Origin of the sequence: Nodosilinea sp. FACHB-141 (genome assembly GCF_014696135.1) — a bacterium.
In the GTDB taxonomy this organism is placed as follows: domain Bacteria; phylum Cyanobacteriota; class Cyanobacteriia; order Phormidesmidales; family Phormidesmidaceae; genus Nodosilinea.
In genome coordinates this window covers 447,637-472,881 of record NZ_JACJPP010000013.1, presented here as the reverse complement: position 1 = coordinate 472,881, position 25,245 = coordinate 447,637, and the positions used below count along the sequence as shown (strand labels likewise).

The window sequence follows — 25,245 nt, the reverse complement described above, 5'->3', positions numbered from 1 at the left end:
TTGGAGTGAATGGGGCAGCGCCTAGCGCCCTTCCATCAAAGTTCTTTTTGGCCCCAAGTTTCTCTTCCCCTAGGAGAGGTCTTTAGGGAAAGGGACTGCTGGGACAAGCTCAGGCGCTATCCCTTGACCTTGCCAAAGCGGCGATCGCGCTGCTGGTAGGCATAGAGCGCTCGGTGAAACTCTGAGGTGTCGAAGTCTGGCCACAAGGTGTCGGTCACGTAGATCTCGGCGTAGGCTAGCTGCCACAGCAGAAAGTTACTAATCCGCATTTCGCCGCTGGTGCGAATCAGCAGGTCGGGATCGCTAATTTCGGAAGTGTACAGGTGGCGGCTAAACAGCTCCTCGCTGATGTCGTTGGGGTTAAGCTCTCCCCGCTGCACCTGCTCGGCGATCGCTCGGCAAGCTTGCACAATCTCCTGCCGACCACCATAGTTGGTAGCCACCGTAAACTCAATGCCGTGGTTGCCCTGGGTCTGGGTGACCGCCTGATGAATCTCGCCCTGGAGCGATCGCGGCAGGGCCGCCAGATTGCCCACAAAGCGAATGCGGACGTTTTCCTCCATCATCTCCAGCAGTTCCTGGCGCAGCACCCGCTCAAACAGCGCCATCAAAAAATCTACCTCTTCAACGGGGCGGCCCCAGTTTTCCGTCGAAAAGGCATAGGCCGTCAGCGCCCCAATACCCCAGTCGCGGCAGCAGCGTAGCAGGGTTTTGAGGGTGTCTACTCCCCGGCGGTGGCCCATAATGCGTGGCAGCCCCCGGCGTTTGGCCCAGCGCCCGTTGCCGTCCATAATCACCGCCACGTGCTGAGGTAGGCGATCGGGCTTAAGGTCGGCGGGTAGGGCGTAGCGAACAACAGGCTTGGTAGTCATTTTTTCTCTCGGGGAGACGATGAGGGGAGACGAAACAAGCGCAGTACGTAGTTAACTCCAAGGCTGCCCAGCCGCCGACCAAGGCTTCTGAGCTGGGGCGCCACCGCCTCGCGATCTACCGATTTAGAAAACTTAGACCGCAGAATACTGCGCAGACGACTGCTAGTTAGAGGCCGATCTAGAATACCGCCTTCCGCCAGCGAAATAGAGCCCGTCTCTTCAGATACCACAACACAGATACAATGCTCTACTCGTTCGGTAATACCCATCGCCGCTCGGTGGCGAGTGCCCAGCTGGCGCGAAGCTACTCGCTCTGAAATGGGCAAAATTACTCCCGCTGCCGCAACTCGCGAACCCCGCACCAGCATGGCCCCATCGTGCAGCAGGGTGCTGGTTTGAAAAATGGTTTGAATCAGTTCCTTCGACACTTCCGCATTGATGCGCACCCCCGGCACCGTAAAGTCTCGCTCGTCAATCAGCTTGTCGATTTCGAGAATCAGCAGCGCCCCGGTGCGGTTTTGGGACAGCTCCTTGACGGCGTCAACAATTTCATCGATCACGTTGTCGGGCTGAGGCATGGCCTCCCGCGAGGGACTGAGCAATTCCCATACTCGCCCCTGGCCCAGTAGCTCCAGCAGGCGGCGAAACTCCCCCTGGAGCATAAAGGCCATGGCCACCGCCGAGCCAATCACCAGTTTATCGAGCACAAAGCCAAGCAGTGCTAGCCCCAAGAACTTGCTCAGGGCTGCCGCCAGCATCAGAAAAATCAGCCCCCGCACCATCCACAGGGTGCGCTTCTCGCCAATGATCACCAGCACCACATAGCTCAGCAGCAGCACTAGCGCAATGTCGAGCGCTTGAAGCACGAACCTAACCTGGTCAAGGTTTGTTAGCCATTGCTCCCAGAGATAGTTCATGCAGCATTAAAGGGTGGTGTCTGAGCAGCTATCTGATGGGTGGCCCGGACAGCCCCCTGGCAAAACCCCGCCCAAGACTAGCAACGGTTAGCTGACTAGGTAGACTTTGCTTTCGGCCTGAGGGTTTCGGGCAGACAGTCTTGCCGAATCAGATCCGCCACGGTTTCTCGGCGAATAATCAGGGCAGCATCGCCATCGGCCACCAGCACCGCCGCAGGCCGCGGCACCCGATTGTAGTTCGAAGCCATGCTGTAATTGTAGGCACCCGTGCCTGCAATAGTAACCACATCGCCACTCTTCAACTCGGGCAGGGCCGCATCCTTAATTAGAATATCTCCAGACTCGCAGTGCTTACCGGCTAGGGTTACGGTTTCGGCTAGGGGGGCCGTCATGCGGTTGGCCACCAGCGCCCGGTATACCGACTGGTAGGTGATGGGGCGAGGGTTGTCAGACATGCCGCCGTCAATAGCCACGTAGGTGCGCATGCCGGGGATCACCTTCTGGCTGCCCACTCGGTAGGCGGTGACGCAGGCGGAGCCAATTAGCGATCGCCCCGGTTCGCACAGCAGCTTGGGCAGCGGAATATCGTGAGCTGCACAGGCCGCGATCACGCTCTCGCACACAGTCTTCACCCAGGTGTCAATGCTCGGTGGGTCATCGCCCTCGGTGTAGCGAATGCCCAGACCACCGCCCACATCCAGTTCTGTTAGAGTGAGCCCGTAGCGCTGGGCCGTCACCACCCACTGGGCCATGACGCCACCCAGGTCGGTGTGGGGATTCAGCTCAAAAATCTGCGAGCCAATGTGGGCGTGGACTCCCAAACACTGAAGCTGGGGCTGGCTCGCGAGGAACTCAAATACCGCTTCGATCTGGTCGGGGTCAAAGCCAAACTTGCTGTCGAGGTGGCCGGTGCGAATGTATTCGTGGGTGTGACACTCAATGCCGGGGGTAACCCGCAGCAAAACCGGCACGGTTTTACCCGCTTGGGTGGCCAGCTCGCCCAGGCTCTTAAGTTCATGCCAGTTATCGACCACCACTCGGCAGCCCACCTCGACCGCTAGAGTCAGCTCTTCAAACGACTTGTTGTTGCCGTGGAAATAGATGCGATCGGGGTCGGCTCCGGCTCCGGTGGCCGTGAGCAGTTCGCCCGCCGACACCACGTCAATACCTAACCCCTCATCGGTGACAACGGCACATACCGCTAGACAATTCCAGGCTTTCGACGCGTAGATCACGAGCGCCTCGCCGGGGTAGTAGCGCTCAAACCCCTGGCGGTACTGACGGCAGGCAGTGCGCAGGGTGTGGTCGTCGAGAATATATAGAGGAGTGCCAAAGCGCTCGACCAAGTCCACCACGTCGCAGCCGCCGACGCTCAAATGGTCGTCCGGGGTGGTGGTGGCGGTCAGGGGCAACAACTGCTGGTTGGGGGACAGCGTTGCTTCGGGGTTGGCTGGGGGGAGGTACTGGCGGCTGTCGGCGATCGAGGCCGGCAAGGGAGAAGTCGAAACCATAGACGTTGCGCTCACAGAAAAACGTTGTTCGAGGATTGATTTGAGACAGCTGTGGCCTGGAACTGGCGATCGCCCGACCCAACCAGTCTTTGCCCATTGCACCCCTGACCCCAACCCCCAGTGTACAATTAAGGGCTGTGCCAGTTTTCTTGCCCTAGAAATAAAAGCCGTAAAGTTGGTGGGCTATCTCTCTTGCCAGACTCCGTGCCACGACGACATTGCTGCCCTGGTAGACCTTGACCAGCGCACCTTAGGGGGGCTTTGGTCAGCGGAGGGCTATGGGCGTGAGTTGGATAGCCCCAACAGCTGTCTGCTTATGCTGGTGCATAGACCTCATAGTATCCAAGAGAATCAGGCCGATCTATCGACGGCGTCGATGGCTGCCCTGAAAATGGCTTCGGGTTCAGAAAATGCAAAGCCACAGCCCAGCTCAGCATCAAGCCTAGAGCTTAGTGACGAGCCCACTCTCCTCGGCCTGGGCTGCTACTGGGCAATTTTGGATGAGGCCCACATCACCGTACTGGCCGTCGATCCCCGCTATCAACGGCGGGGGCTGGGGAAATGGCTGCTGGTGAATCTTCTAGTAGATGCCAGTGAGCGCCCCCTCACCCGCGCCACCCTAGAAGTGCGCCCCTCTAACAGTCGTGCTTTGGCCCTCTACGAGAGCTTTGGGTTCGAGACTTTAGGTCGTCGTCGTCACTACTATGCCGACGGTGAAGATGCCCTGATTCTGTGGCAAAAATCCCTCAAAACCGCTGAATTTCGTGATCAACTCTGGCAGCAACGCAGTGCGGTGAGCGATCGCTTGAAGCGGCAAGGATGGCAGATAACAAACAAAAAATTGCCCCTCAACCGAACATAAAACCGAACCTTTAAAGTTGAGAAAATTTACATTTTTTACAAACTCAATCTATTGACAGTTGGCGATCCCAATTAATTTCTAAGCCCAAAGGAGTAGTTGAAGGAAGCGCGGTAAACCGCCTGTTTAGTAGGGCACAACTGACAAAAATCACTGTGCTAGAATTTGCCTATCCGGCACGCACCAGGTGATTAATACCATCATGTTTGAACGCTTCACAGAAAAAGCAATCAAGGTCATCATGCTGGCTCAGGAGGAAGCTCGTCGGCTCGGCCACAACTTTGTGGGTACTGAGCAGATTCTCCTGGGGTTAATTGGAGAAGGCACGGGCGTAGCCGCCAAGGTCTTAAAGTCAATGGGCGTCAACCTCAAGGATGCGCGCATTGAAGTTGAAAAGATCATTGGTCGTGGCTCCGGCTTTGTAGCCGTTGAAATTCCTTTTACCCCCCGAGCCAAGCGTGTGCTTGAACTCTCCTTGGAAGAGGCCCGTCAGCTCGGCCACAATTACATTGGCACCGAGCACCTGCTCCTAGGACTGATCCGCGAAGGCGAGGGGGTCGCGGCCCGCGTTCTCGAAAACTTGGGCGTTGACCTGTCTAAGGTACGCACTCAGGTGATTCGCATGCTGGGTGAGACAGCAGAGGTGTCTGCCGGAAGCAGTGGTGGGCGCACCAAGACCCCCACTCTGGATGAATTTGGCTCTAACCTGACCCAAATGGCCGCCGACGGCAAGCTCGATCCGGTGGTCGGTCGTCAGAAAGAAATTGAGCGCGTCATTCAGATTCTGGGTCGCCGCACCAAAAACAACCCGGTGTTAATTGGTGAGCCTGGCGTGGGTAAAACCGCGATCGCCGAGGGCCTAGCCCAGCGCATCGGCAACGGTGACGTGCCCGATATCCTTGAAGACCGCCGTGTGGTGACCCTTGATATCGGTCTGCTGGTGGCTGGTACCAAGTACCGAGGCGAGTTTGAAGAGCGTCTGAAAAAAATCATGGATGAGATCCGCACCGCGGGCAATGTCATCCTGGTGATCGACGAAGTCCACACCCTAATTGGGGCGGGGGCTGCTGAAGGGGCGATCGACGCCGCTAACATCCTCAAGCCTGCCCTGGCACGGGGCGAGCTGCAGTGCATTGGGGCCACCACCCTGGATGAGTACCGCAAGCACATCGAGCGCGACGCTGCCCTTGAGCGCCGCTTTCAGCCGGTGATGGTGGGCGAGCCTAGCGTGGATGAAACTATTGAGATTCTCCACGGCCTGCGCGATCGCTACGAGCAGCACCACAAGCTGAAGATCTCTGACGATGCTCTGGAGGCAGCTGCCAAGCTGTCGGATCGCTATATCGCCGATCGCTTCCTGCCTGATAAGGCCATCGACCTGATCGACGAAGCGGGCTCCCGCGTTCGTCTCCTCAATTCCCAGCTACCTCCAGCCGCGAAGGAGCTCGATCGCGAGCTGCGCCAGGTGTTGAAGGACAAAGACAACGCTGTGCGTTCCCAGGACTTTGACAAAGCTGGGGAACTGCGCGATCGCGAGATGGAGATCAAGGCCGAGATTCGGGCGATCGCCCAGAACAAGGTCAATGAAGACGCTGGCGGTGAAGACATGCCTGTGGTGGGCGAAGAAGACATTGCCCATATCGTCGCCTCCTGGACTGGGGTGCCGGTGAGCAAACTCACCGAATCCGAGTCCGAGAAGCTGCTGCACATGGAAGATACCCTGCACCAGCGGCTAATCGGCCAAGACGAAGCGGTAAGGGCCATTTCCCGAGCCATTCGCCGTGCCCGAGTCGGCCTCAAAAACCCCAACCGGCCGATTGCCAGCTTTGTGTTCTCTGGCCCCACTGGGGTTGGTAAAACCGAGCTAGCTAAGTCTCTGGCTGCCTACTTCTTCGGCTCCGAAGATTCCATGATTCGCTTGGACATGTCCGAGTTTATGGAGCGCCATACGGTTTCCAAGCTGATTGGTTCTCCTCCGGGCTACGTCGGCTACAACGAAGGCGGTCAGCTAACAGAAGCCGTACGTCGTCGGCCCTACACCGTGGTGCTATTCGACGAAATTGAGAAGGCTCACCCCGATGTCTTCAACATGCTGCTGCAAATTCTAGAAGACGGCCGTCTGACTGACGCCAAAGGCCGCACGGTCGACTTCAAGAACACCCTGCTGATCATGACTTCCAACATTGGTTCTAAAGTCATCGAGAAGGGTGGCGGTGGCCTCGGCTTCGAGTTTGAGCAAGACCAGGCCGAGTCGCAGTACAACCGCATTCGCTCCCTGGTCAACGAAGAACTCAAGCAGTACTTCCGGCCTGAATTCCTCAACCGCCTTGACGAGATCATCGTCTTCCGTCAGCTCACTAAAGACGAGGTCAAGGAGATCTCCGACATTCTGCTCAAGGAGGTGTTCGGTCGACTTACCGAGAAGAACATTCACCTCCAGGTCACCGAGCGCTTCAAGGAGCGCTTAGTGGAAGAAGGCTACAACCCCAGCTACGGGGCGCGGCCGCTGCGTCGGGCGATTATGCGACTGCTCGAAGACACCCTAGCCGAAGAGATTCTCTCTGGTCGTTTGGGCGATGGCGATACAGCTACCGTCGATGTGGACGACAGCGGCAAGGTCGTTATTCAAGCCGAGCAGCGTCGAGAGCTGATCTCCGCCGAGAGCTAGGCGTTGGCCTAATCATCTGTTGTTAGAAATGCCGTTCTCCTAGGAGGACGGCATTTTATTGTTCACGTCTAAGGGGCATGCGACAGCGGCCCAGAGCCGGTATGCTGACAGCACCATTTGACAGGTTTCACTATGGGCGATACTACCAACTGTGAAAAATTGGCCAGCGTCTTTAACCAGGCCAGCCAGCAGGGCAAAAGTGCCTTTTGTAAAATGCTTTGGGATAATCAACCGGAAACTGTGCAGGCCCAGCTTAAACCTCTGCTCAGTGCTGAAACTATAGAGGCTTTGCGCGACGAAGATTAGGTACGAACCTGCTTGTCTTCACCGATTTGGGTTAAAGGGCTAGGTTCAGGTGCCCCCGAAAATTCTACTCTTTAGGGCTTAGATCGTTCACAGTTGGGTTCTTCCCCTCTTTTCTAGCTGACGGGTTGGGTTTCGTTAGGTCACGGGTCACCCCATCGGTCGTTTCCCTTGCTACAGTCGATAGGCAGATGAGCACAAGCACAGCAGGAGTACGGCCATGGACCAGTGGCAGCAAGGGGAAACCCTTGATCTGGAAATTACTGACCTGAGTAGCAGCGGTGATGGCATCGGCCGCTGGCAGGATCGGGTGGTATTTGTACCCGATACCGTACCTGGCGACTTGGTGCGGGCACGATTATTGCAGGCTAAGCCTACCTTTGGTCGGGCCAAGGTGCGGCAGTTGCTGACCCCTTCTCCCGATCGCATTCGGGCAGCCTGCATCGTAGCTGACAAGTGCGGCGGTTGTCAGTGGCAGTCCATCAGCTATCCCTCCCAACTAGCGGCTAAACAGCAGCAGGTGCTCGATGCCTTTACGCGTATAGGTGGCTTTGAAAAGCCCAATGTGCTGCCGATTTTGGCTTCTGATGCTCCTTTGAGCTACCGCAACAAGGCAACCTACCCCCTGGGGCGATCGCCCGAAGGTCAGGTCAAGGCCGGCTATTTTCGCCAGGGCAGCCACAAGCTGGTTAACCTCAACCAGTGCCCCGTGCAGGACGAGCGTCTGAACCCGCTACTGGCTGAGGTCAAGCGCGACATTCAGGAGCGGGGCTGGTCGATCTATAGCGAAAGCAAGCACCAAGGCAGGCTGCGCCACCTGTCGCTGCGGGTGGGCCGCCGCACCGGACAGATGCTGCTAACCCTGGTATCCACTGCGCCTAATCTCAAGGATGTAGAATTGCAGGCCCAGGAGTGGCGAGAGCGTTACCCTGATCTTGTCGGCGTGTGTGTCAACCTCAACCCCGACAAGACCAACGCCATTTTTGGTGCCGAAACCCTAGTGATTGACGGCGTGCCCTACATCGAAGAAATCTTTGCCGGGCTGCGGTTTCGCATTCATGCCACTACGTTCTTTCAGGTCAATACCGAGCAGGCTGAGCAGGTGTTGCAGATTATTCTGGACGAGCTACAGCTCACCGGCAGCGAAACCATTATTGACGCCTACTGCGGCGTGGGCACCTTGACTCTGCCCCTGGCTCAACAGGCCAAGCGGGTGATGGGTTTAGAAGTTCAGTCCGAAGCCGTAGCTCAGGGCTTGACCAACGCAGGGCTCAACGGTATTGATAATGTCGAATTTCGCGCTGGAGATGTGGGGGCATTGCTGGTCGAGGCTGCCGCTAGCCTCAGCGATCCACTGGATATCGTCGTGCTTGATCCGCCCCGTAAGGGCTGCGATCGCTTTGTGCTTGATGCTCTGATCGAACTTCGTCCACCCCGCATCGTCTACATGAGCTGTGACCCGGCTACCCTGGCTCGCGACCTCAAAATTCTGCGAGATGAAGGCGGTTATACCCTAACCAAGGCCCAACCCGCCGACTTCTTTCCCCAGACCCCCCACGTAGAATGCGTCGCATTTCTGGTAGCGTAAAAGCCAGATTGGTTTTACTGCGTTTCTCTCAGCTCCTATGAAGTTCAGCACCATTGCCGACAAAATCCAGATTACCGCCGCTTCTAGTCTGACTGCCAACCCCGGCCACGATCCTGATATTGCTGGGGTGGCAGCCGTCGACCAGGCCTTGGTCGGCATGCTGAGCTACATCGAGGGAGATAAGTTCGCCAGCTTTGTAGGGACTACCCAAACCAACGCTCTGATTTTGCCTCAAAATCCTGTGTTGCAGGCCAAGGCCACCGAACGTGGCATCGCTTGGCTCAGCACCCCTGACCCGCGCCTGGCCTTTGCCCGGGCCATTGCGCTGTTCTATACGCCGTACCAACCTGCTCCTGGTATCCACCCCACCGCCGTGATTGATCCCACGGCCACCTGTGGTGAAAATGTCTCCATCGGAGCCAACGCGGTAATCCAAGCCGGAGTCTACTTGGGAGAGGGGGTCTGCGTTCATCCCAACGTGGTAGTCTATCCCCAGGTGCGGGTGGGCGATCGCACCGTGCTGCACGCCAACTGCACCATCCACGAGCGTACCCAGATCGGCGCCGACTGCGCTATCCACAGCGGCGCCGTGGTTGGGGCCGAGGGCTTTGGCTTTGTGCCCACCCCCCACGGCTGGGAGAAAATGGAGCAGTCGGGTATTGTCGTCATTGAAGACGGCGTGCGGGTGGGCAGCAACTCCACCATCGATCGCCCTGCCGTAGGCACGACTCGCGTGGGGCGCGGTACCAAGCTCGACAACCTGGTGCATATTGCCCACGGCTGCCAGGTGGGCGAAGGGGTAGTGATGGCGGGGCAAGTGGGCATGGCCGGTGGCGTTACCATCGGCAACCGAGTGATTTTGGCGGGCCAGGTGGGCATCGCCAACCAGGCCGTGATTGGTGAAGGCGCGATCGCCACAGCCAAAGCCGGCATCCATGGCGACGTCGCCCCCGGCGAAATCGTTACCGGCTCACCGGCTCTGCCCCATAAAGTCTCTCTCAAGGCCTCAGCGGTGTACCGTCGCCTGCCCGAAATGTACAAGATCGTTCAGCGCCTGCAAAAGCACCTGCTCTAGCCCCTTCTCACTCTTGCCCATGACCTCAGCTTCCCAAGACGACATCCCCGACATTCAGCAGGAACTGCGCCTCAGCCGTCCGTTTACCCTAGCTGACGCCATCGGCCAGGAGGCGGGTAACTTCATGAAAGGGGAATCGCCAATTCCGCGGCTGGTGCAGGCAAGGCACGGTGCCCAGCAAGCGCTGAAAGAATCCTTGGTGGATGGCCCTGGCGCTCTGCACCGGGTTCTAGAGCAGTGGCTAGTGAATGATGAGCGCCGCCTCAGCCAGTACCTGGAGCACCCGGCTGAAGCCGTAAAGGATTTGCTGGTAACGGTGCTGCGATCGCCCGTAACCCTCTACGAATTGGTGCGCCAAACCGACGTCACCTGGGGCCAGATTTACGATAGCCGCCCCCACTTTCAGCAGCCCGGGCAGCCCCCCCACCCCGATGATCAATACACCCACGAATCGGTACGAGAGACCTTGGAGCAATGCCTGTACTGCCTCAACCACCCGCCCGTGGTAGAACTGGAACCGGACTCTGAAACTGCCCTGCCGCAAACAACCGCTCGAATAAACTTACGGCTAATCATTAAAAAACCGCTGTTGTGGTTAACAACAGCGGCTAGGAGCACTAGTCATTTGAAGAATGTCAGACGGTAAAATCGGGATCGATGCCGCGCCATACGGCCACTAGCCGACCTTGTACGTCTACGAGATCCGCTGGAAACTCCATAATCGGGTACTTAGGGTTAGCAGGTTTGAGCTGTACCTGGTTGCCCTCGCGGTGGAATGATTTGAGGGTAGTGCCACTCTCAACCCGGGCCGCAACAATGGTCCCTTCCCGAATGCCTTGAGGATCTTTTACCGGACGCATAATTACCACATCCCCGTCCTGAATCATGGCCTCGATCATGCTGTCTCCGGTGACCTTGAGGGCGTAGTCACCAGACTGAATGGGCAGCCCATTGAGATCGAGACGCTCAACAGTATCGGTAAACGCTTCGTTGACAAAACCAGCAGCAATGGTGCCAAGGATGGGCACACCACGGACATTATCCCGAACGCGAATGGTGCGCGCTTTCCCCTCGCTCCACTCAATGTAGCCCTTGTTCTTGAGGTGTTCTAGGCGGCTTTGAATGGGTGCAGGGGAACGTAGGTTCATCGCCCGCATCATTTGGCGAATGGAGGGGGAGTGCTGATTAGCCCGGATATACTCAACTAGCCAGTCGTAGAGCTCCTGTTGGGCAGTTGTTAAGGATTCCATAGGGATTTAGCCACGGCGTCGAATCATGTTATGGAACAAGTGTACCAACTGGGCGACCATCTGTCTACTCTAACAATAAACCTTCCGGTAAACCAGTACTAACCCTACCCCAATGCTAATTAGCCCAATTCAATTCAGCTGCTCCGTAAGAGTCACGACCAGCTGTTTCATAGACCCGCTAGTACCTAACTTGGAGTTTGCACGTTCAGAACAGCGATCGCTGTACCAATAAAAAAGGCTGCCTGCAGGCAGCCTTTTTTCAGTGGGTTTTGTCGAATATCACTCTAATACTTTGGCCATGAGGCTGAAGTCGAGGTCAACCCTAGCGAATGTACTCTTTCAAAATGCTGTTGCGGTTGGGATGGCGCAGTTTACGCAGGGCCTTGGCTTCAATCTGGCGAATGCGTTCACGGGTAACATTGAAAATCTGGCCGATTTCTTCCAGAGTTTTCATCCGGCCATCGTCGAGGCCGTAGCGCAGGCGCAGCACATCTCGCTCGCGGGGGCTGAGGGTGCCCAAAACGCTTTCCAAGTCTTCCCGAAGGAGGCTCTTAGAGACTTGGTCCTCGGGGGTTTCGCCGTCTGACTCAATGAAGTCGCCTAGGCGAGAATCTTCTTCTTTACCGATGGGAGTCTCAAGGGAGATGGGCAGCTGGGCCGACTTGGCAATAAATCGCAGCTTCTCGATGGTCATTTCCATGCGAGTGGCGATTTCTTCTTCGGTGGGCTTACGGCCAAGCTCTTGGGAGAGCAGTTTGGTGGTCTTTTTGATGCGAGAAATGGTTTCGTAAAGGTGCACCGGTAGGCGAATGGTGCGCGACTGGTCGGCGATCGCCCGGGTGATAGCTTGACGAATCCACCAAGTGGCGTAGGTGGAGAACTTGTAACCCTTTTCGTGGTCAAACTTCTCGGCGGCCCGAATCAAACCTAGGCTGCCTTCCTGAATCAGGTCTTGGAAGGAGAGGCCACGGTTCATATACTTTTTGGCGATCGATACCACCAAGCGCAGGTTTGACTGCACCATTTTGTCTTTGGCGCGGCGACCAATGTGCAAACGGTGGCGGAAGCTGGCTAGGGTGTAGTCTTTGCCTTCGTCTTGGCTGACAGCAGCAGCCCACTCGATATCGGAGGGATCGCGCTCTAGGGAATCAAACAGCTCATCGTGGATGCGCTCTAGCTTGAGCAGGTCGGCGATCTTGCGGGCCAGCTCGATTTCTTCTTCAGCCCGTAGTAGGCGAATACGGCCAATCTCTTGCAGATAGAGCCGAATAGAGTCTTCGGTGTAGTGGCGCTTTTTGGTTTGAGCTCGGCGGCGGGTTACCTTCCCTTTCGGCGCTTTGTCATCGGCGCCGGCCTCGTCATCTTGGGCAACAAAATTCTCGTCACTATCATTACCGTCGATCAGTAGATCGAGTTCAGTTTCAGGGTTGATGGTGCCGAGCAGATGATTTGCTTGGGTCATGCCGCGATCCTCGTGCTCCTTAAAATTGAAAGACAAAGACTGTGATCAGATTAACAGCTCCGTTGAATAGATGCCCACAGTTCCGAAAAAGTGCGGATCTATTTTTTGGAATCCAGTGATAAGTGTCTAGCCACCTAGACGTTCACAACACTGGCTTGGTGCTGTTAGCCCAGGTCGCCGCCGCCTCTATCTAGAGAAATACATCGGCGGCGCCATGGCCTTTCAATTTTAACTGCAATGTTAGGTGATGTACCACCCCAACTTTAGGAGAAACGATTGAATCGGCTGAAATGCTTAAGCTGCAACCAAAACGCCCTCCTCGGATCTAAAGGCGATCGCACAAAAACTGACTTTTTAGAACAAATGAACTGCTTTGCTTGCTTCGCATTGCCTTCTTTATGAAGAATAGTGATGCAGTTCTTCAAGAATTTCTTAGATGTGGTCTGTCCCAGCTTGCTGAGATATTACCCACGCAAATTCACTGCCGTGATGCCAGATTTTGTAAGCAACTCCTTACATTTAGCGCTTTAAGTAGACATCCTCTAAGCACAGTTATGGAGACTTTTTATAGGAAAATTGGATCCAAATAAAGTTAAGGAGGCCTGGCGTTGTGACGCCGGGCCTCCTTAACTTTTAAGACACTCTAGTTTTGGAAATTCTAGGGATTCTTGATTAAATGCCGCTGCCGTCTAGAAATTCTTCGATGACGCGGTCTTGCAAGCGGCAGTAAACGCCGTCTTGCGAGCGAACAGCACCCACTAAAACGGGTTCGCGGCGCACTTGCCCCAAAGCCTGGACTTCTTTCTCTAGCGCTTCAATGCGATCGAGCAGGGCGCGAATCACCTGAGCTTCGGAGTCGGGTAGGCGGCCGTGCTCCAAGGGTTCTACACGCTCCCCAGCCCGATACACGATGCGCCCGGGCACACCGACCACTGTGCAGTCAGAGGGCACTTCTCGCAATACCACCGAACCAGCCCCGATGCGTACGTTGTGCCCAAGGTAGATATTGCCCAGTACCTTGGCACCCGCTCCAACGACTACGTTGTTGCCTAGGGTAGGATGGCGCTTGCCAACTTCCTTACCAGTACCTCCCAAGGTTACGCCTTGGTAGATTAGGGCGTAGTCACCAATGATCGCAGTTTCACCAATCACCACTCCCATGCCGTGGTCGATGAAAACGCCTTTACCGATGGTGGCCCCGGGGTGAATTTCGATGCCGGTGAGAAACCGCGCTAGGTGAGAAATGACGCGAGGTACTACGGGCAGGCCCAGGTTCCAAAGCCAGTGACTGAAGCGATGTAGCCCCAGGGCGTGCAGGCCAGGATAGCAGGTGAGTACTTCTAGCCAGTTGCGAGCCGCTGGGTCACGCTCGAAGACGATACGAAAATCGGCAATCAGGGTGGTGAGCACAGGCAATGGAGTTAACTGCAGCTTCACTATCCTAACGTGGCCATGTCCTAGGCCAACACCTTTCGCTGGTGTGGATTACTCTAGGTCTGCGTTACGGCTTGGCGTTGGCGTACGATGAGTTGGTCCTAAGGATTAGCACTAAGGGAATAGTTGTAGCGCTGCCCCTGCTGGTGGGAGCCTACCCAGATGCTGTAGGTACCCGCTGACCAGCTTTGATCTTGAACTAAGGCATCAGGATTGCGGCGATCGGTGTCGTCGCCACAGCGCACAGTGCCATCGGGTCCTTGAATGAGGATGCTGGTATCGTTGCCGCCACTATTGACCTGAAGGGTGAGGGTAGCGAAGTCTTGCTGCAATACCATGACGTGATCGGGGGCAACGTCGGCAAACCCGGCGCAGATAGTGCCATTACGATCGCGCCCAGCAATATTAGATAGCGCAGAAATCCCGTTGGTAAAGCCGCTGACACTAGTTGCCGGGGTGCCAGCAGACAGCGTGAACGACTCGAAGTTAGCTTGCTGGGCCAGGGTAGGCAACGTTGATATCAGACCCACGGAAAGCCCTGCTGCTAGCGCCACTGCTCCACGACGTTGATGCTTATTGGTCATGGCTCCAGTCTCCTACGGTTCAATTCTATGGTGCTCGGTAACCGCTGCAATCGGCGGCCATAATAGACAGAAGTTGAACTGTCTCTATTTACACCAGTCCAATATAAGTAGCGTATCTAATGATGACCGCAGGAGGTACCAGCGATGGGACTTGTGATGCTGATAATCTGCGTGTTGACTACGTGGGCGATCGCCCATGAGGTCAACAGCCTAACTCACCTAGGCCAGCTATTAGCGCCTTCACCCTGGTTGCTGGGGGGCATAGCCCTGGTATTAATTACCTGGGTCATGCGCGACTAGCAGCACCCCAATTGTTAGTCGAGCGCTAGTTGAGCTAAAGCTCAGTGGTGCCGTAGAGCTCGGGCACCTCGCGCGCCGGCGGCAGTGACTTGGCATCTCGAGTCTCGATATATCCGGTGTAGTAAGCACCCGGTTCTATTTCTAGGGCTCCAGCCACTACATCTCCTTCCAAACGAGCTGTGCGGCTGAGGGTGAGCTTGCCTTCGGCAAACACTCGGGCCTTCAGCACTCCCTGCACCACAATGTTTTGGGCCTTCACTTCGGGACCTTCAATCAACCCCGTAGAGGAAATTTCTAAATCACCTTTGATATCTACGGTGCCGTGAATCACGCCGTCTACTCGCAGCATACCCTCGGCGTGGAGCACCCCCTCAAACTCAGTTTTTTGACTCAAATAGGTCAATGGCGGAGCCGCTTTGCGTTTAAACATCAAAATTGCCCTCATAACTTCAGAGAACAGCAATCCAAGCAATGGCCTGAGCGAGATTAGCCCTAAAAACGCTAACCGCTGCCGAAACGGCACCCCAGTTGTGTAACTAAATATTAAAAGACGATGGCCCCCCTGGCTTGGTAACAATCGGGAAATAAACAAAATTTCCCTCTCTTTCGGAGGGTGAGCGCAGCCATCAACCCTAGTTATGCTTTAAATCAAAAGAAACTTGGAAGAAACGTCGCGTATTCAAAGACATCAGGGATCAATATGAATAGATGCTAAACCCTGTTGAATTGACACGATTTTTCCTTTCTTTTTTCTGCTTTGACCCTTTAAATCCACTGTTTTAGCTATGGCTTGCCAGAGCTAAAATCCCGCCTCCAGCAATTGCGATCTGTGTGACAGAGCCCTCACCTGCTCTACCGCATTGTTATCTCCACCCCATAACAAGCTCCTACAGGAAACCTACCATGACCGCTATTGACGTTCGCCTTCAGTTTGAGCAAGCTGTTCAATCGTTTGAATCGGTCGATGTAGACTGCAAGATTGCCGTGCTTTGGCAGATTTACGACACCCTGGGTCAGGCCTTTGCGGCGATCGCCCCGGTAGCGCTCTTCTCCCAGGCGGTGCAGCAGCTGCTGGGCCAGATTCAGCAAGTCGATCGCGACGATCAGGTAGCCATCCTGCGCGATATTCTCGCCGGGGCCGATACCCGCTTTACCCAGGCCTACCAAACTCTCAACGTGAATATGAAGCTGGCCTTTTGGCACCGCCTGTTTAACCTCATGCCTGCCAATCGACTGCCCTTAACCGCCTGCCAAGACGGTTCGGCTACAACCAAGGCGCTGCTTGCCCGCATCAACACCATGGGGCTTAACGAACGCCTTCATTTCTTGCGCCGGGTTGCGGGCTAAGTCCAGGACTTGGACCAAGCTGATGGTGACGGGCTTTAGCATCCTGGGGTTCAGGGTTTAAGGGGTTAGGTTCAAGGCCGTTTATGAACTTGGGACTTTGACCCTCACTAATCTGTCAACTTCAGATTGGCAGACTAATCGGTTAGGCGACCTTCTCGTGCTTATCGTTGGGTGGCAGAAGTTGGGACGCGCTCAGCTCAGGGGTAGACAGGCTGGGTGAACTCGCTACTGGGCTACGAGGCTGGCGATCGCCAGCTTCCGCAGAAGGTTAGCGGTAAAGTGAAAGCCATAGACCCCACGTTGGGGTCTAGATGCTCTATTCTCTGTTCCGCTATGCCCACTATCGATGTCAATCAGCTCAGCAAGCGCTATCCCATCGCTATTAAAGAGCCTGGGTTAGGGGGCACGCTAAGGCATTTCTGGCGTCGTCAGTATCGTCTGGTAGACGCAGTGCAGTCCATCTCCTTCCACATTGAGCCCGGCGAGGTGGTGGGTTTTTTAGGACCCAATGGCGCCGGCAAAACCACCACCCTCAAAATGCTCACTGGGCTCATCCACCCCTCTAGCGGCACCGTGCGGGTCGGCGACCAAGTGCCCTTTCAGCGGCGCACTGAGTTTTTGCAGGATATTACCCTGGTTATGGGGCAAAAGCAGCAGCTGCTGTGGGACTTGCCTGCTCTGGATTCGTTGCGCATTAATGGCGCTATCTATGGTCTTTCTGACAAAGAATTTCGCTATCGAGTCGACGAACTCACCGAGATGCTGGCTCTCCAGGGAAAGCTGAATCAGCCTGTGCGCAAGCTGTCCCTCGGTGAGCGCATGAAGGCTGAGATGATGGCGGCTCTGCTGCACCGTCCCCGCGTCTTATTTTTAGATGAGCCTACTCTGGGACTAGACGTTAACGCCCAGGTGGCGGTGCGAGAATTCTTGCGCGACTACAACCGTCGCTACGAAGCCACCATTTTGCTCACTAGCCACTACATGGCCGATATTACTGCCCTGTGTCGTCGCGTGCTGCTAATTTACCAGGGACGGTTAATCTATGACGGCAGCCTAGAGGGGCTGCTCGATCGCTTTGCCCCCTACCGAGAAGTTACCGTCGATTTGGCTACTGGCTGCGATGCGGCTACCCTGAGCCGCTACGGCGAATTAGAAAGCCTAGAGGGCTGCACCGCCCGGCTGATTGTGCACCGCGATACCCTAACTCAAACCGTCGCTCGGCTGCTGGGAGATTTGGATGTCCAGGATTTGACCGTTAGCGATCCGCCGGTGGAGGAGGTGATTGGGCGAGTGTTCGCGGCAGGATCCGCAGAAAGGTGAGGGGTGGGTGAGTCTAGAGAATTGAGGGCGACGGCTAAATGCGGAGGCCAAAGTAGGTGAGGACGAGTTCTTGGGTGCCGGTGTTGGCGACTTCATGGTGTTCGCCGGGCTCGATTGCAATACAGATACCGGGGGTCAGTGGATAGGCCTGGCCGTCAACGGTGATGGTGCCATCGCCCGCTTCGACAAAAAACACTTCGGCCATGTCGGCGTGGCTGTGGCCGTTGGCGACCTGTCCAGGGGCAAAGCGGGCCTGGGCAAAGTTGGTCAGGTGAGGTAAATCATCCCTGTGCAGCAGCACCCGCTTTTTGATCGCCGGGTTGTGGGAAACCGACTCCTCGGGTACCTGGTCAAGGCCGGTAATTTTCATGGTCTAGCGTTAGCCCTTAGAAACCGCTATCAATCAAAACAGCTCACACTGGCCGTGGTGGCGCAGTAGGTGGTCGCACAGCACCAGAGCCACCATGGCTTCTACCATGGGCACGGCGCGGGGCAGCACGCAGGGGTCGTGGCGACCTCGGGCTTCTAGCACGGTGGCTTCGCCAGTGTTGGTGACGGTGTTTTGGGCTTTGCGAATAGTGGCAGTGGGTTTAAAGGCAACGCGAATGATGATGTTTTCCCCGTTGGAGATGCCCCCTTGGGTGCCGCCGGAGCGATTGGTGCGGGTGCGCAGGATGCCTGCCTCGTCGGTGTAGAATTCGTCGTTATGCTCGCTGCCGGTGAGCAGGGTACCAGCGAACCCAGAGCCAATTTCAAATCCCTTGCTGGCGGGCAGCGACATTACGCCCTTGGCTAAGTCGGCTTCAAGCTTGTCAAATACGGGGGAACCCAGCCCGACTTTGACTCCCCGCGCCACGCACTCGACCACGCCACCGACGGAATCTCCCTGGTCACGGATGGCTTCAACTCGGTCGATCATCTGCTCGGCGGCGATCGGGTCGGGGCAGCGGACAATGTTGCTCTCGACCTGCTCTAAGGTGACAGTGCTGGGGTCCACGCTGCCCTCTAGATCTTGGATGCGTTTGACGTAGCCGATGATCTCAGTACCGGTGACCTGGTGAAGGATCTTTTTGGCGATCGCCCCTGCCGCTACCCGGCCAATCGTTTCCCGTGCCGACGATCGCCCGCCCCCCTGGTAATTGCGCAGGCCGTACTTGGCGTCGTAGGTGGCATCGGCGTGGGAGGGCCGATAGGCGGTGACCATCTCGCTATAGTCCTGGGGGCGAGTATTTTCGTTGCGCACCAAAATTGAGATGGGCGTGCCCAAGGTCTTGCCCTCAAAGACGCCGGAGAGAATTTCGCAGCGATCACTCTCTTTGCGGGGGGTGGTGATTTTGCTCTGACCCGGGCGGCGGCGATCGAGCTCAGCCTGAATTTCCTCGGCAGAAATCTCTAGGCGGGGCGGGCAGCCGTCGATGACCACCCCCACCCCACCGCCGTGGGATTCGCCAAAGGTGGTAATGCGAAATAAATCCCCAAAGGTGTTGCCCATAGATCGGTAATGCCGGCGTCGGCCCAGGTAGTTTTCCCGATCCTACTATTTAGTTTCCGCAAGCTTCAAATAATGGCGAGGATTCACCGCCTGACCGTTGCGGTAGATGCTGTAGTGCAAGTGAGGCCCAGAGGAGCGCCCGGTGCTGCCCAGATAGCCCACCACATCGCCTCGCTGAACGCGATCGCCAATCTTGACCTCCAGCTTTGACAGGTGTCCATAGAGGGTTTCGTAGTTGTAGCCGTGGTCGATTCTGACGTGGTTGCCGTAGCCGCCGTTGTAGTCAGCCCGCACCACCACACCCTCGGCGGTGGCCAAAATCGGTTTGCCCACCGGCCCGGCAAAATCTACGCCTTCATGCATTTCGTAGCCCCGTCGGCCAAAGGGGTTGGGCCGCAGCCCAAACTCAGAGGAAATTGATGACTCGCCTACGATCGGTTTGCCATTGGGGAAGGCTGCTGCCTGCTCGGCTTCGGACTCCAGGGTTTGCTCAAGGGCTGGCTTCACGGCCCGAGCCAGCATGACCTCTAGACTCGGCAGTTGACGACGGGCCTCGTCGAACATGACCTCAGCCGGAGCCTCCTCTGCCACGCCGCCTCGGGGAGGAATTTCCGCCTTGGAGTTAGGGACGCGAGTATTTTCAATGCTTTGCTCGGGTAAGCCAGCTCGATTTTTGAGCACCTCGATCTCGTTGCCAATGGCGTCTAGCTCGGTGAGCACTTCGCTGGCGGTTTCAGACAAATTTTGGTTGCGCTGAACTAGCTGTACGTTTTGATAAAGCAGCAGGCTAATCCAGGTGAGGGGCAGCCCTACCAGCACCGCTAGCCCTACCAGCAGCGGCACCGGGCACAACCTGAGGGTGATAGGCGATTTGCCGGTTGCCGTGATCAGCACGGTGTAGGGCTTGAGCGAAAGAGGGGGCATGGCAAAATTGGCGGGGAGCAATGATAGCAAACGTCATCTCTTAAACCAAGATGGATTATACGGGGATCAGAGCATTTGCACAATTTCGAGGATTGTTTGCAGGCCAGCGCCCAATTACCCTAAAGTGCGATCTTGGCCTGAAGACTTTTTCGGCTCCGTTTTCTCCTGCCGCTTGCTGCGCCTCGGCTAGTTAGCTATGGCTTTGTAAAGAATCCGTTACACTAGGTGGCATGGCGCTCTATAGAGAATTGTGCGATGGAAGTCACCTGGCTCGACAGCAACTCTTGGCTGATTACCATGGGAGGACAGCGCATTCTGGTTGACCCTTGGCTGGTGGGAGAGCTGGTATTTGGTCAGCAAACCTGGCTATTTAAGGGAGAGCACCCTCAACCTCAGCCGCTTCCCGAGGCGATTGACCTAATCTTGCTCAGCCAGGGGCTAGAAGACCACGCCCATCCCCCCACCCTCAAGGCCCTCGATCGCGCTATTCCGGTAGTGGGTTCGCCCAGTGCGGCGAAGGTGGCAGAGAGTCTGGGCTACAGCCAAGTTACTGCCCTCAGCCATGGCGAAACCTTCACCCTTAACCAGCAGGTGAGCATTAAAGCGATCCCTGGCACCCCCATGGGGCCGTTGGTGGTAGAAAATGGCTACATTCTGCGAGACGTCTCGTGCGGTGAGGCTGGGACTTCCCTGTTCTACGAGCCCCACGGCTTTCACCGGCCTGAGCTAAAGGCGGAAGACCCTGTGGATGTGGTGATCACCCCGGTGGTTGATCTGGCGCTGCCTGTGGTGGGGCCGATCATTCGCGGTCAGAAGGGGGCTTTAGAACTGGTGGATTGGCTGCGACCCCAGGTGGTGCTGCCCACCGCCGATGCGGGCGCAGTCACCTATAGCGGAATGCTGATTAATTGGCTCAAGACGGTGGGGGATCCCCAAGCGCTGCAGGCGGCGATCGCGGCCCAGGGACATTCGACCCGAGTGTTGGCTCCGACTGTGGGTCAACTGCTGCCCTTAAATCTTGTGCCGCGCCAGTCTCTGGCAACGGGAGTTTAGTGGCACAATGCGATCCCCACCAGTCGGAGGGTATCCAGAAAGGCTGTATTCAGGTAACCTTCTTTTAAGGTTAGTCAAGTTTTAAGAAGGATTATAGCTATGCCTTACACCACCGAAGAGGGCGGTCGCCTCAACAACTTTGCCACTGAGCCTAAGATGTATGAGGCTGAGCCCCCGGATCCTAGCCAAAAGCGCAACTATTTGATTTTGGGCGGTCTGGCCTTCGCTCTGGTGGGCGGGCTTCTGGTGGTGGCAATCTCTGTCTCTTAAATAATCTCTGCGGTTCAGCAAACGAATCTCAGCGGCAGCCGAGGCAGTCTACTGCCTCGGCTGTCTTGTATCTGGAGTCGGAGTTAGAGTAGGCATAGCGTTTACCTCGGGTTGGCATGGCAAACTCGCCCCAATGGCTTGAGGGTGCAACGGGCAGCGGCAAGACCACCTGGCTGCTGGGGCAGCTGCGCTCAGATCCCCCGGCGCTTCTAGAACTCGGCCAAAGCCACCTAATCTTTGCGGCTAACGGCGATAATCGCCTGCGGCTGGCCTCGCAGCTGGGAGATGTCGCCCCCGGTGTGGCGGCGGTCACGACTACACCCAACGGGTTTATTCAGGATGAGGTGACCCTATTTTGGCCGTTGCTAGTGGCTGAGCTAGGCCTGTCACCCCAGTTTCCGCTACGGCTGCGACCCGAAAATGAGCAGGAGCTGGCCGCCGGGCATTGGCGGCAGCAAATCTTAGATGGCACCCTAGCGGTGGAGGGCTGGCTAGAAGCTCAGACCGTGCGGCGATCGCTCGATTTTTTGCAGCTAGCGGCAGCTGGCGGCATTCCGGCCGAAGATCTGCCTGTGCTGCTGCCCGAGGGCATTCCCCCAGGCTTTGCCTCCGAAGCGGTGTGGCAGGCCATTGGCAATGCGCTGGTAGAGTGGCGCGACTGGTGTCTGGCGCGGGGGCTGCTGACCTATGGGGTAATGACCGAGCTGTACTGGCGGCATTTGCTGCCCCACCCTCTCTACCAAGAGAAACTGCTGGCCCGCTACGGCGGCATATTTGCGGATGACCTAGATGAGTATCCGGCGATCGCTGCCCAATGGCTCCAGGTATTTATTGATGCTGGGCGGCCCGTGGCCATGACCTGGAACCGCCACGGCAAGGTGCGTATGGGGCTGGGAGCAGACCCTAATGCCCTCGAACAGCTTCGAGATCAGTGCCAGGTGACTGACCAGGCCACCCCAGCAACCGACTCCTTGGCTTACAAGTGGGGCGATCAGGTGGTGGAGTGGGTGATGGATCCTCTAGCGCTGCCGGAACCGCTGCCCTGTTTTCAAACCCTGCAAACGGTGTCGCGGGGAGAGCTGCTGCGCCAGACGGCGGAGCGAGTGGTTGAGGTGGTAAAAGAAGGCCAGGTCGCTCCTCACGACATTGCGATTATTGGGCCGGGTTTAGATGCGATCGCCCGTTACACCCTGGCTGAAATTCTCAGCGATCGGGGACTGCCTGTGGCTTCCCTCAGTGATCAGCGGCCGGTGATTCACTCCCCCCTGGTGCGATCGCTGCTCACGCTGCTCACCTTTGTCTATCCCGGTTTGGGGCGGCTGGCTACCGCTGAGGAGGTAGCCGAAATGCTGGTGGTGCTGAGCCAGATTCCCCAGGCCCCTGAGGTCGGCCCCTGGTTTGAGGCGGTGCAGATTGACCCAGTGCGGGCCGAGCTGCTGGTTGACCACTGCTTCGAACCCAGTCTGGAGCAGCCCGAACTGTTGCCTGTAGAGCGCTTCGAACGCTGGGATCGGCTTGGCTACAAAGCTACCGAGGCTTATAGCCGTCTACGCCAGTGGATCGAGCAGCAGCGCCAGCAGCGCCAGCAGCGCTTGACCCCGGGAGTGCTGAGCGTGCTCGATCGCGCCATTCAAGCTTTTTACTGGGGCGGTAGTCATCTGCCCGCCGATCAGTTGGCCGCCCTGCGAGAGCTCATGGAAACCGCCCAGCATTACTGGGCAGTGGACGATCGCCTGCGCCAGGTATCGCCCATGCTGGCCAAAAAACCGGCAGAACCGATCCGCAATTCCCTAGAGCGGTTTATTCTGCTGCTGCGCCAGGGCACCGTGACCGCTAACCCCTACCCGGTGGAGTCGGCCCAGGTGATCACCATCGCCACGGTGTACCAGTACCGTCTGCAACGCCTGCGTCACCGCTGGCACTTTTGGATTGACGCCGGATCGCCCCGATGGTTGGCCGGTACCGACAATCTGCTGTTTGGCTACCCGATATTTTTGGGGTCGTACCGGGGCCGCCCCTGGACTACTGAGGATATTGAAACGCTGCACCGCGATCGCCCCGAGCGCATATTGCGTGATCTGCTGGGGCGAGTCAGCGATCGCGTTGTGCTCTGCCACAGCGACTTGGCGGTGAGCGGCCAAGAGCAAGTCGGCCCTCTGCTGACCCTGGTCACCGCCAACGCCGATGACTAGCCCGCCCCCATGGCCGCAAAAAAAGAGGGACACTGACCAGCAGCATCCCTCTTTTTTAATAGTTGCCTTACCCGTGTCTTACACGAGCTAGGGCTTAACGAAAGCGCTTTTTGCGACGCGCAACGGCTTTGCGCTTTTGCTTTTCTTGGGGCGTCTCGAAGTGGCGACGACGCTTAACTTCTGAAAAAACCCCGGCCTTGGATACCTGCCGCTTAAAGCGACGCAGGGCCGATTCAATGCCTTCGTTTTCACCTACAACGACTTGAGTCATACGAAATCGCTTCTATACTCCTGGGCATGCACTAACGAATCAAACAACAGGTTGTCAAACCTACAGACTGTTCTAGATTGCCCCGGAGCGGTCGAGCCACCTCCCATTGCTCCAGGCAGAGTCGTCATGATTAGCTGTCAGTACGAAGTAATACAGACAAGGAAATTCGGGCATAGTTGCCCGTGATCCTTATCAGACTAGCACAGAATACGCTGTTGCCTAGCCCTGCTAAATGGGGTTCAAACGGTAGCTAGGCGCTGTAAGTTTTGGGTCTGGGAAAGGACAAGTGCCCAGTGCAGAAGGCTGGGCCTAACCGCTGTTCGCAAAAGGATTTTTCGTCGGGGGCGAGCTCGTCGTAGCTGACATCTCGCCGCAGCACAATGCCGTTGTGGCCCGCCAAAAACCGAGGCAGTTCTGCGTACTCAATGGTGCGCAGGGTTGCCATGTCGTAGCTGGTGTAGGTGGTCAACTCTGGGTCGGCAAAGTCAACGTCGATCACGGTCAGCACTTTCCCCGGTGGCAGACTGCTGTCGATCAGGGCACGCGGCCCAGACCCCAAAATGCCGGTGTGCAACAGCTGAAGATTGCCCCGATGGCCAGGATAGTAGGCGTGCTGATGGCCGCTGATGTATGTGTGCACGTTGTAACGCTCTAGCATGGCCCGCAGCTGATCGGCGTTGTCGAGCACTTCGCCGGGTTTGTCGCGCCCTACCGCAATGCCATAGAGGGGCAGGTGGCTAAGCAAAATGCGCGCCTTGGCCTGCTGGGCCGCGTCGCTGGCTAGGGCTTGCTCCACCCAGGCCAGCTTTTCCTCGGGCAGGCGGTTCGTCGAGCCATCCCAGGCCATGAAGAAAATCCCCTGCTGCTCAAAGGTGTAATAGAAGGGAAAATCGGTGCGATCGATGAAATTAACCCCAGGGCTATGCTCGGCGGCTGTCCAGTAGGCCGTGGCTAAGTCGCGCTCCTGCTGAAAGAGAAATTGGTTGTTGGGACCCTTCGCACCCGAGGCATCGTGGTTGCCGATGGTAAACCCAAAGGGCACGGCTTGTCGGCGCAGGGGCGCTGCTACATGGTCATCAAACGCCTGCCACATGGCTTGAATTTGAGGTGCCGTAAGAGATGGACTTTGCCCCGCCACCATGTCGCCGCCGCACACCACCAGGTCGGGCTGCCAGAAGGGTAATAGGGCGATCGCCCTATCTACCTCAGGGTCGTAGTCGGTCGAGCCGTAGGCGCTATTGAGATCGCTAATAGCTACCAGTCGCACATCCTTGCGGGGTGGGTTGGCTAGACCTCCCGCTACGCTGGCCACGATCGCCTCGGCTTCGGCAGACAACTCTGGCGGGGCTGGAGCCACATCTGTGACTGCACCCTCACGGGCCTCAGCGGGGGATATGGTCTCAGCTTCAGCAGTTGGGGTTGCTGGAGCAGGAGTTTCCGAGAACAGCGCCCGTTGGGAACAAGACAGACACACGCTGAGTACGAGACCCAGGCAAAGACCGGTGAAGAAACGCTTAAAACCCATAACCGAGGAAGGCCAAACCACAGGCCTA

The 25,245-nt window shown here is 56.8% G+C and carries 25 protein-coding genes; 12 read left to right on the top strand and 13 right to left on the bottom strand.

Annotation, left to right across the window (positions count from 1 at the left end):
* Positions 1-116: 116 nt before the first annotated feature.
* From H6F59_RS15950 to lysA, 3 genes are all read right to left on the bottom strand, one after another.
* Positions 117-872: an isoprenyl transferase gene (locus tag H6F59_RS15950; RefSeq protein WP_190701987.1), complete on the bottom strand. Its 756-nt coding sequence runs from the start codon at positions 870-872 to the stop codon at positions 117-119.
* Positions 869-1,789, bottom strand: coding sequence for a diadenylate cyclase CdaA (cdaA, locus tag H6F59_RS15945; protein WP_190701983.1), 921 nt, complete (start codon positions 1,787-1,789; stop codon positions 869-871). Before cdaA ends, H6F59_RS15950 begins: the two co-directional genes overlap by 4 nt.
* Before the next feature lie 95 nt (positions 1,790-1,884).
* Complete coding sequence (lysA, locus tag H6F59_RS15940; protein ID WP_190701981.1) at positions 1,885-3,300, bottom strand: diaminopimelate decarboxylase; 1,416 nt, start codon at positions 3,298-3,300, stop codon at positions 1,885-1,887.
* A gap of 178 nt (positions 3,301-3,478) precedes the next feature.
* On the opposite strand from lysA, the gene rimI reads away from it, so the two are divergent.
* The 6 genes from rimI to H6F59_RS15910 all read left to right on the top strand — a co-directional run bounded on the left by rimI (position 3,479) and on the right by H6F59_RS15910 (position 10,439).
* Positions 3,479-4,162, top strand: a complete 684-nt coding sequence (gene rimI / locus H6F59_RS15935) for a ribosomal protein S18-alanine N-acetyltransferase (protein ID WP_397193885.1) — start codon at positions 3,479-3,481, stop codon at positions 4,160-4,162.
* Positions 4,163-4,361: 199 nt separating this feature from the next.
* Entirely contained in the window at positions 4,362-6,827 is a 2,466-nt protein-coding gene (locus H6F59_RS15930) for an ATP-dependent Clp protease ATP-binding subunit (protein ID WP_190514536.1), read from the top strand.
* A gap of 132 nt (positions 6,828-6,959) precedes the next feature.
* Positions 6,960-7,133, top strand: coding sequence for a hypothetical protein (locus H6F59_RS15925; RefSeq protein ID WP_190701978.1), 174 nt, complete (start codon positions 6,960-6,962; stop codon positions 7,131-7,133).
* Positions 7,134-7,350: 217 nt separating this feature from the next.
* Entirely contained in the window at positions 7,351-8,718 is a 1,368-nt protein-coding gene (gene rlmD / locus H6F59_RS15920) for a 23S rRNA (uracil(1939)-C(5))-methyltransferase RlmD (RefSeq protein WP_190701975.1), read from the top strand.
* 37 nt (positions 8,719-8,755) lie between these two features.
* Positions 8,756-9,793 (top strand): UDP-3-O-(3-hydroxymyristoyl)glucosamine N-acyltransferase, encoded by a 1,038-nt coding sequence (gene lpxD / locus H6F59_RS15915; RefSeq protein WP_190701972.1) that lies wholly within the window; start codon positions 8,756-8,758, stop codon positions 9,791-9,793.
* A 19-nt stretch (positions 9,794-9,812) separates the two neighbouring features.
* Complete coding sequence (locus H6F59_RS15910) at positions 9,813-10,439, top strand: hypothetical protein (protein ID WP_199325802.1); 627 nt, start codon at positions 9,813-9,815, stop codon at positions 10,437-10,439.
* Here the strand turns inward: H6F59_RS15910 and lexA are convergent.
* The 4 genes from lexA to H6F59_RS15890 form a co-directional block, all read right to left on the bottom strand.
* Positions 10,429-11,043 (bottom strand): transcriptional repressor LexA, encoded by a 615-nt coding sequence (lexA, locus tag H6F59_RS15905; RefSeq protein WP_190514540.1) that lies wholly within the window; start codon positions 11,041-11,043, stop codon positions 10,429-10,431. The two genes, H6F59_RS15910 and lexA, sit on opposite strands and share 11 nt — an antisense overlap.
* Positions 11,044-11,365: 322 nt before the next feature.
* A complete protein-coding gene (rpoD, locus tag H6F59_RS15900) occupies positions 11,366-12,505 on the bottom strand; it encodes an RNA polymerase sigma factor RpoD (RefSeq protein ID WP_190514541.1) in 1,140 nt (379 codons plus the stop codon).
* A 672-nt stretch (positions 12,506-13,177) separates the two neighbouring features.
* Positions 13,178-13,915: a serine O-acetyltransferase gene (cysE, locus tag H6F59_RS15895; protein ID WP_190702191.1), complete on the bottom strand. Its 738-nt coding sequence runs from the start codon at positions 13,913-13,915 to the stop codon at positions 13,178-13,180.
* 125 nt (positions 13,916-14,040) lie between these two features.
* Positions 14,041-14,523: a hypothetical protein gene (locus H6F59_RS15890; protein WP_190701969.1), complete on the bottom strand. Its 483-nt coding sequence runs from the start codon at positions 14,521-14,523 to the stop codon at positions 14,041-14,043.
* A gap of 144 nt (positions 14,524-14,667) precedes the next feature.
* Here H6F59_RS15890 and H6F59_RS15885 point away from each other — a divergent pair, with 144 nt between their 5' ends.
* Positions 14,668-14,823 carry a hypothetical protein gene (locus H6F59_RS15885; RefSeq protein ID WP_190701965.1) on the top strand — a complete coding sequence of 52 codons (156 nt, stop codon included), beginning with the start codon at positions 14,668-14,670 and terminating at the stop codon, positions 14,821-14,823.
* A gap of 34 nt (positions 14,824-14,857) precedes the next feature.
* Here H6F59_RS15885 and H6F59_RS15880 read toward each other — a convergent pair whose 3' ends face one another.
* A complete protein-coding gene (locus H6F59_RS15880; protein ID WP_190701962.1) occupies positions 14,858-15,253 on the bottom strand; it encodes a polymer-forming cytoskeletal protein in 396 nt (131 codons plus the stop codon).
* Positions 15,254-15,726: 473 nt separating this feature from the next.
* Between H6F59_RS15880 and H6F59_RS15875 the strand changes: the two genes are divergently transcribed.
* Positions 15,727-16,170, top strand: a complete 444-nt coding sequence (locus H6F59_RS15875) for an orange carotenoid protein N-terminal domain-containing protein (protein ID WP_190514546.1) — start codon at positions 15,727-15,729, stop codon at positions 16,168-16,170.
* Between the two features lie 333 nt (positions 16,171-16,503).
* On the top strand, positions 16,504-17,490 hold the full coding sequence (locus H6F59_RS15870; RefSeq protein WP_190701958.1) for an ATP-binding cassette domain-containing protein: 987 nt from the start codon (positions 16,504-16,506) through the stop codon (positions 17,488-17,490).
* Between the two features lie 34 nt (positions 17,491-17,524).
* On the opposite strand, the gene H6F59_RS15865 is transcribed toward H6F59_RS15870, so the two are convergent.
* The 3 genes from H6F59_RS15865 to H6F59_RS15855 are packed head-to-tail and all read right to left on the bottom strand — an operon-like array spanning position 17,525 to position 19,906.
* Positions 17,525-17,860 carry a cupin domain-containing protein gene (locus H6F59_RS15865; protein WP_190701955.1) on the bottom strand — a complete coding sequence of 112 codons (336 nt, stop codon included), beginning with the start codon at positions 17,858-17,860 and terminating at the stop codon, positions 17,525-17,527.
* A 33-nt stretch (positions 17,861-17,893) separates the two neighbouring features.
* Positions 17,894-18,982: a chorismate synthase gene (gene aroC / locus H6F59_RS15860; protein WP_190701951.1), complete on the bottom strand. Its 1,089-nt coding sequence runs from the start codon at positions 18,980-18,982 to the stop codon at positions 17,894-17,896.
* Between the two features lie 45 nt (positions 18,983-19,027).
* A complete protein-coding gene (locus tag H6F59_RS15855; protein ID WP_190701948.1) occupies positions 19,028-19,906 on the bottom strand; it encodes a M23 family metallopeptidase in 879 nt (292 codons plus the stop codon).
* Positions 19,907-20,161: 255 nt separating this feature from the next.
* On the opposite strand from H6F59_RS15855, the gene H6F59_RS15850 reads away from it, so the two are divergent.
* The 3 genes from H6F59_RS15850 to H6F59_RS15840 all read left to right on the top strand — a co-directional run bounded on the left by H6F59_RS15850 (position 20,162) and on the right by H6F59_RS15840 (position 23,421).
* Complete coding sequence (locus tag H6F59_RS15850; RefSeq protein WP_190701945.1) at positions 20,162-20,959, top strand: MBL fold metallo-hydrolase; 798 nt, start codon at positions 20,162-20,164, stop codon at positions 20,957-20,959.
* Positions 20,960-21,058: 99 nt separating this feature from the next.
* Positions 21,059-21,229, top strand: coding sequence for a photosystem II assembly protein Psb34 (gene psb34 / locus H6F59_RS15845; RefSeq protein WP_190514551.1), 171 nt, complete (start codon positions 21,059-21,061; stop codon positions 21,227-21,229).
* Positions 21,230-21,345: 116 nt separating this feature from the next.
* Positions 21,346-23,421: a hypothetical protein gene (locus tag H6F59_RS15840; protein ID WP_190701942.1), complete on the top strand. Its 2,076-nt coding sequence runs from the start codon at positions 21,346-21,348 to the stop codon at positions 23,419-23,421.
* A gap of 94 nt (positions 23,422-23,515) precedes the next feature.
* On the opposite strand, the gene rpsU is transcribed toward H6F59_RS15840, so the two are convergent.
* Together rpsU and H6F59_RS15830 are read right to left on the bottom strand one after the other, a co-directional pair.
* Positions 23,516-23,692, bottom strand: coding sequence for a 30S ribosomal protein S21 (gene rpsU, locus H6F59_RS15835; RefSeq protein WP_073606751.1), 177 nt, complete (start codon positions 23,690-23,692; stop codon positions 23,516-23,518).
* A 250-nt stretch (positions 23,693-23,942) separates the two neighbouring features.
* On the bottom strand, positions 23,943-25,217 hold the full coding sequence (locus H6F59_RS15830) for a metallophosphoesterase (protein ID WP_190701939.1): 1,275 nt from the start codon (positions 25,215-25,217) through the stop codon (positions 23,943-23,945).
* Between the last annotated feature and the right edge of the window lie 28 nt (positions 25,218-25,245).

What these genes read in the sequence shown, in the direction of transcription:
- H6F59_RS15950 (WP_190701987.1), bottom strand. Translation starts at nt 872, where the DNA reads ATGACTACCAAGCCTGTTGTTCGCTACGCCCTACCCGCCGACCTTAAG.
- cdaA (WP_190701983.1), bottom strand. Translation starts at nt 1,789, where the DNA reads ATGAACTATCTCTGGGAGCAATGGCTAACAAACCTTGACCAGGTTAGG.
- lysA (WP_190701981.1), bottom strand. Translation starts at nt 3,300, where the DNA reads ATGGTTTCGACTTCTCCCTTGCCGGCCTCGATCGCCGACAGCCGCCAG.
- H6F59_RS15930 (WP_190514536.1), top strand. Translation starts at nt 4,362, where the DNA reads ATGTTTGAACGCTTCACAGAAAAAGCAATCAAGGTCATCATGCTGGCT.
- H6F59_RS15925 (WP_190701978.1), top strand. Translation starts at nt 6,960, where the DNA reads ATGGGCGATACTACCAACTGTGAAAAATTGGCCAGCGTCTTTAACCAG.
- rlmD (WP_190701975.1), top strand. Translation starts at nt 7,351, where the DNA reads ATGGACCAGTGGCAGCAAGGGGAAACCCTTGATCTGGAAATTACTGAC.
- lpxD (WP_190701972.1), top strand. Translation starts at nt 8,756, where the DNA reads ATGAAGTTCAGCACCATTGCCGACAAAATCCAGATTACCGCCGCTTCT.
- H6F59_RS15910 (WP_199325802.1), top strand. Translation starts at nt 9,813, where the DNA reads ATGACCTCAGCTTCCCAAGACGACATCCCCGACATTCAGCAGGAACTG.
- lexA (WP_190514540.1), bottom strand. Translation starts at nt 11,043, where the DNA reads ATGGAATCCTTAACAACTGCCCAACAGGAGCTCTACGACTGGCTAGTT.
- rpoD (WP_190514541.1), bottom strand. Translation starts at nt 12,505, where the DNA reads ATGACCCAAGCAAATCATCTGCTCGGCACCATCAACCCTGAAACTGAA.
- H6F59_RS15890 (WP_190701969.1), bottom strand. Translation starts at nt 14,523, where the DNA reads ATGACCAATAAGCATCAACGTCGTGGAGCAGTGGCGCTAGCAGCAGGG.
- H6F59_RS15885 (WP_190701965.1), top strand. Translation starts at nt 14,668, where the DNA reads ATGGGACTTGTGATGCTGATAATCTGCGTGTTGACTACGTGGGCGATC.
- H6F59_RS15880 (WP_190701962.1), bottom strand. Translation starts at nt 15,253, where the DNA reads ATGTTTAAACGCAAAGCGGCTCCGCCATTGACCTATTTGAGTCAAAAA.
- H6F59_RS15875 (WP_190514546.1), top strand. Translation starts at nt 15,727, where the DNA reads ATGACCGCTATTGACGTTCGCCTTCAGTTTGAGCAAGCTGTTCAATCG.
- H6F59_RS15870 (WP_190701958.1), top strand. Translation starts at nt 16,504, where the DNA reads ATGCCCACTATCGATGTCAATCAGCTCAGCAAGCGCTATCCCATCGCT.
- H6F59_RS15865 (WP_190701955.1), bottom strand. Translation starts at nt 17,860, where the DNA reads ATGAAAATTACCGGCCTTGACCAGGTACCCGAGGAGTCGGTTTCCCAC.
- aroC (WP_190701951.1), bottom strand. Translation starts at nt 18,982, where the DNA reads ATGGGCAACACCTTTGGGGATTTATTTCGCATTACCACCTTTGGCGAA.
- H6F59_RS15855 (WP_190701948.1), bottom strand. Translation starts at nt 19,906, where the DNA reads ATGCCCCCTCTTTCGCTCAAGCCCTACACCGTGCTGATCACGGCAACC.
- H6F59_RS15850 (WP_190701945.1), top strand. Translation starts at nt 20,162, where the DNA reads ATGGAAGTCACCTGGCTCGACAGCAACTCTTGGCTGATTACCATGGGA.
- psb34 (WP_190514551.1), top strand. Translation starts at nt 21,059, where the DNA reads ATGCCTTACACCACCGAAGAGGGCGGTCGCCTCAACAACTTTGCCACT.
- H6F59_RS15840 (WP_190701942.1), top strand. Translation starts at nt 21,346, where the DNA reads ATGGCAAACTCGCCCCAATGGCTTGAGGGTGCAACGGGCAGCGGCAAG.
- rpsU (WP_073606751.1), bottom strand. Translation starts at nt 23,692, where the DNA reads ATGACTCAAGTCGTTGTAGGTGAAAACGAAGGCATTGAATCGGCCCTG.
- H6F59_RS15830 (WP_190701939.1), bottom strand. Translation starts at nt 25,217, where the DNA reads ATGGGTTTTAAGCGTTTCTTCACCGGTCTTTGCCTGGGTCTCGTACTC.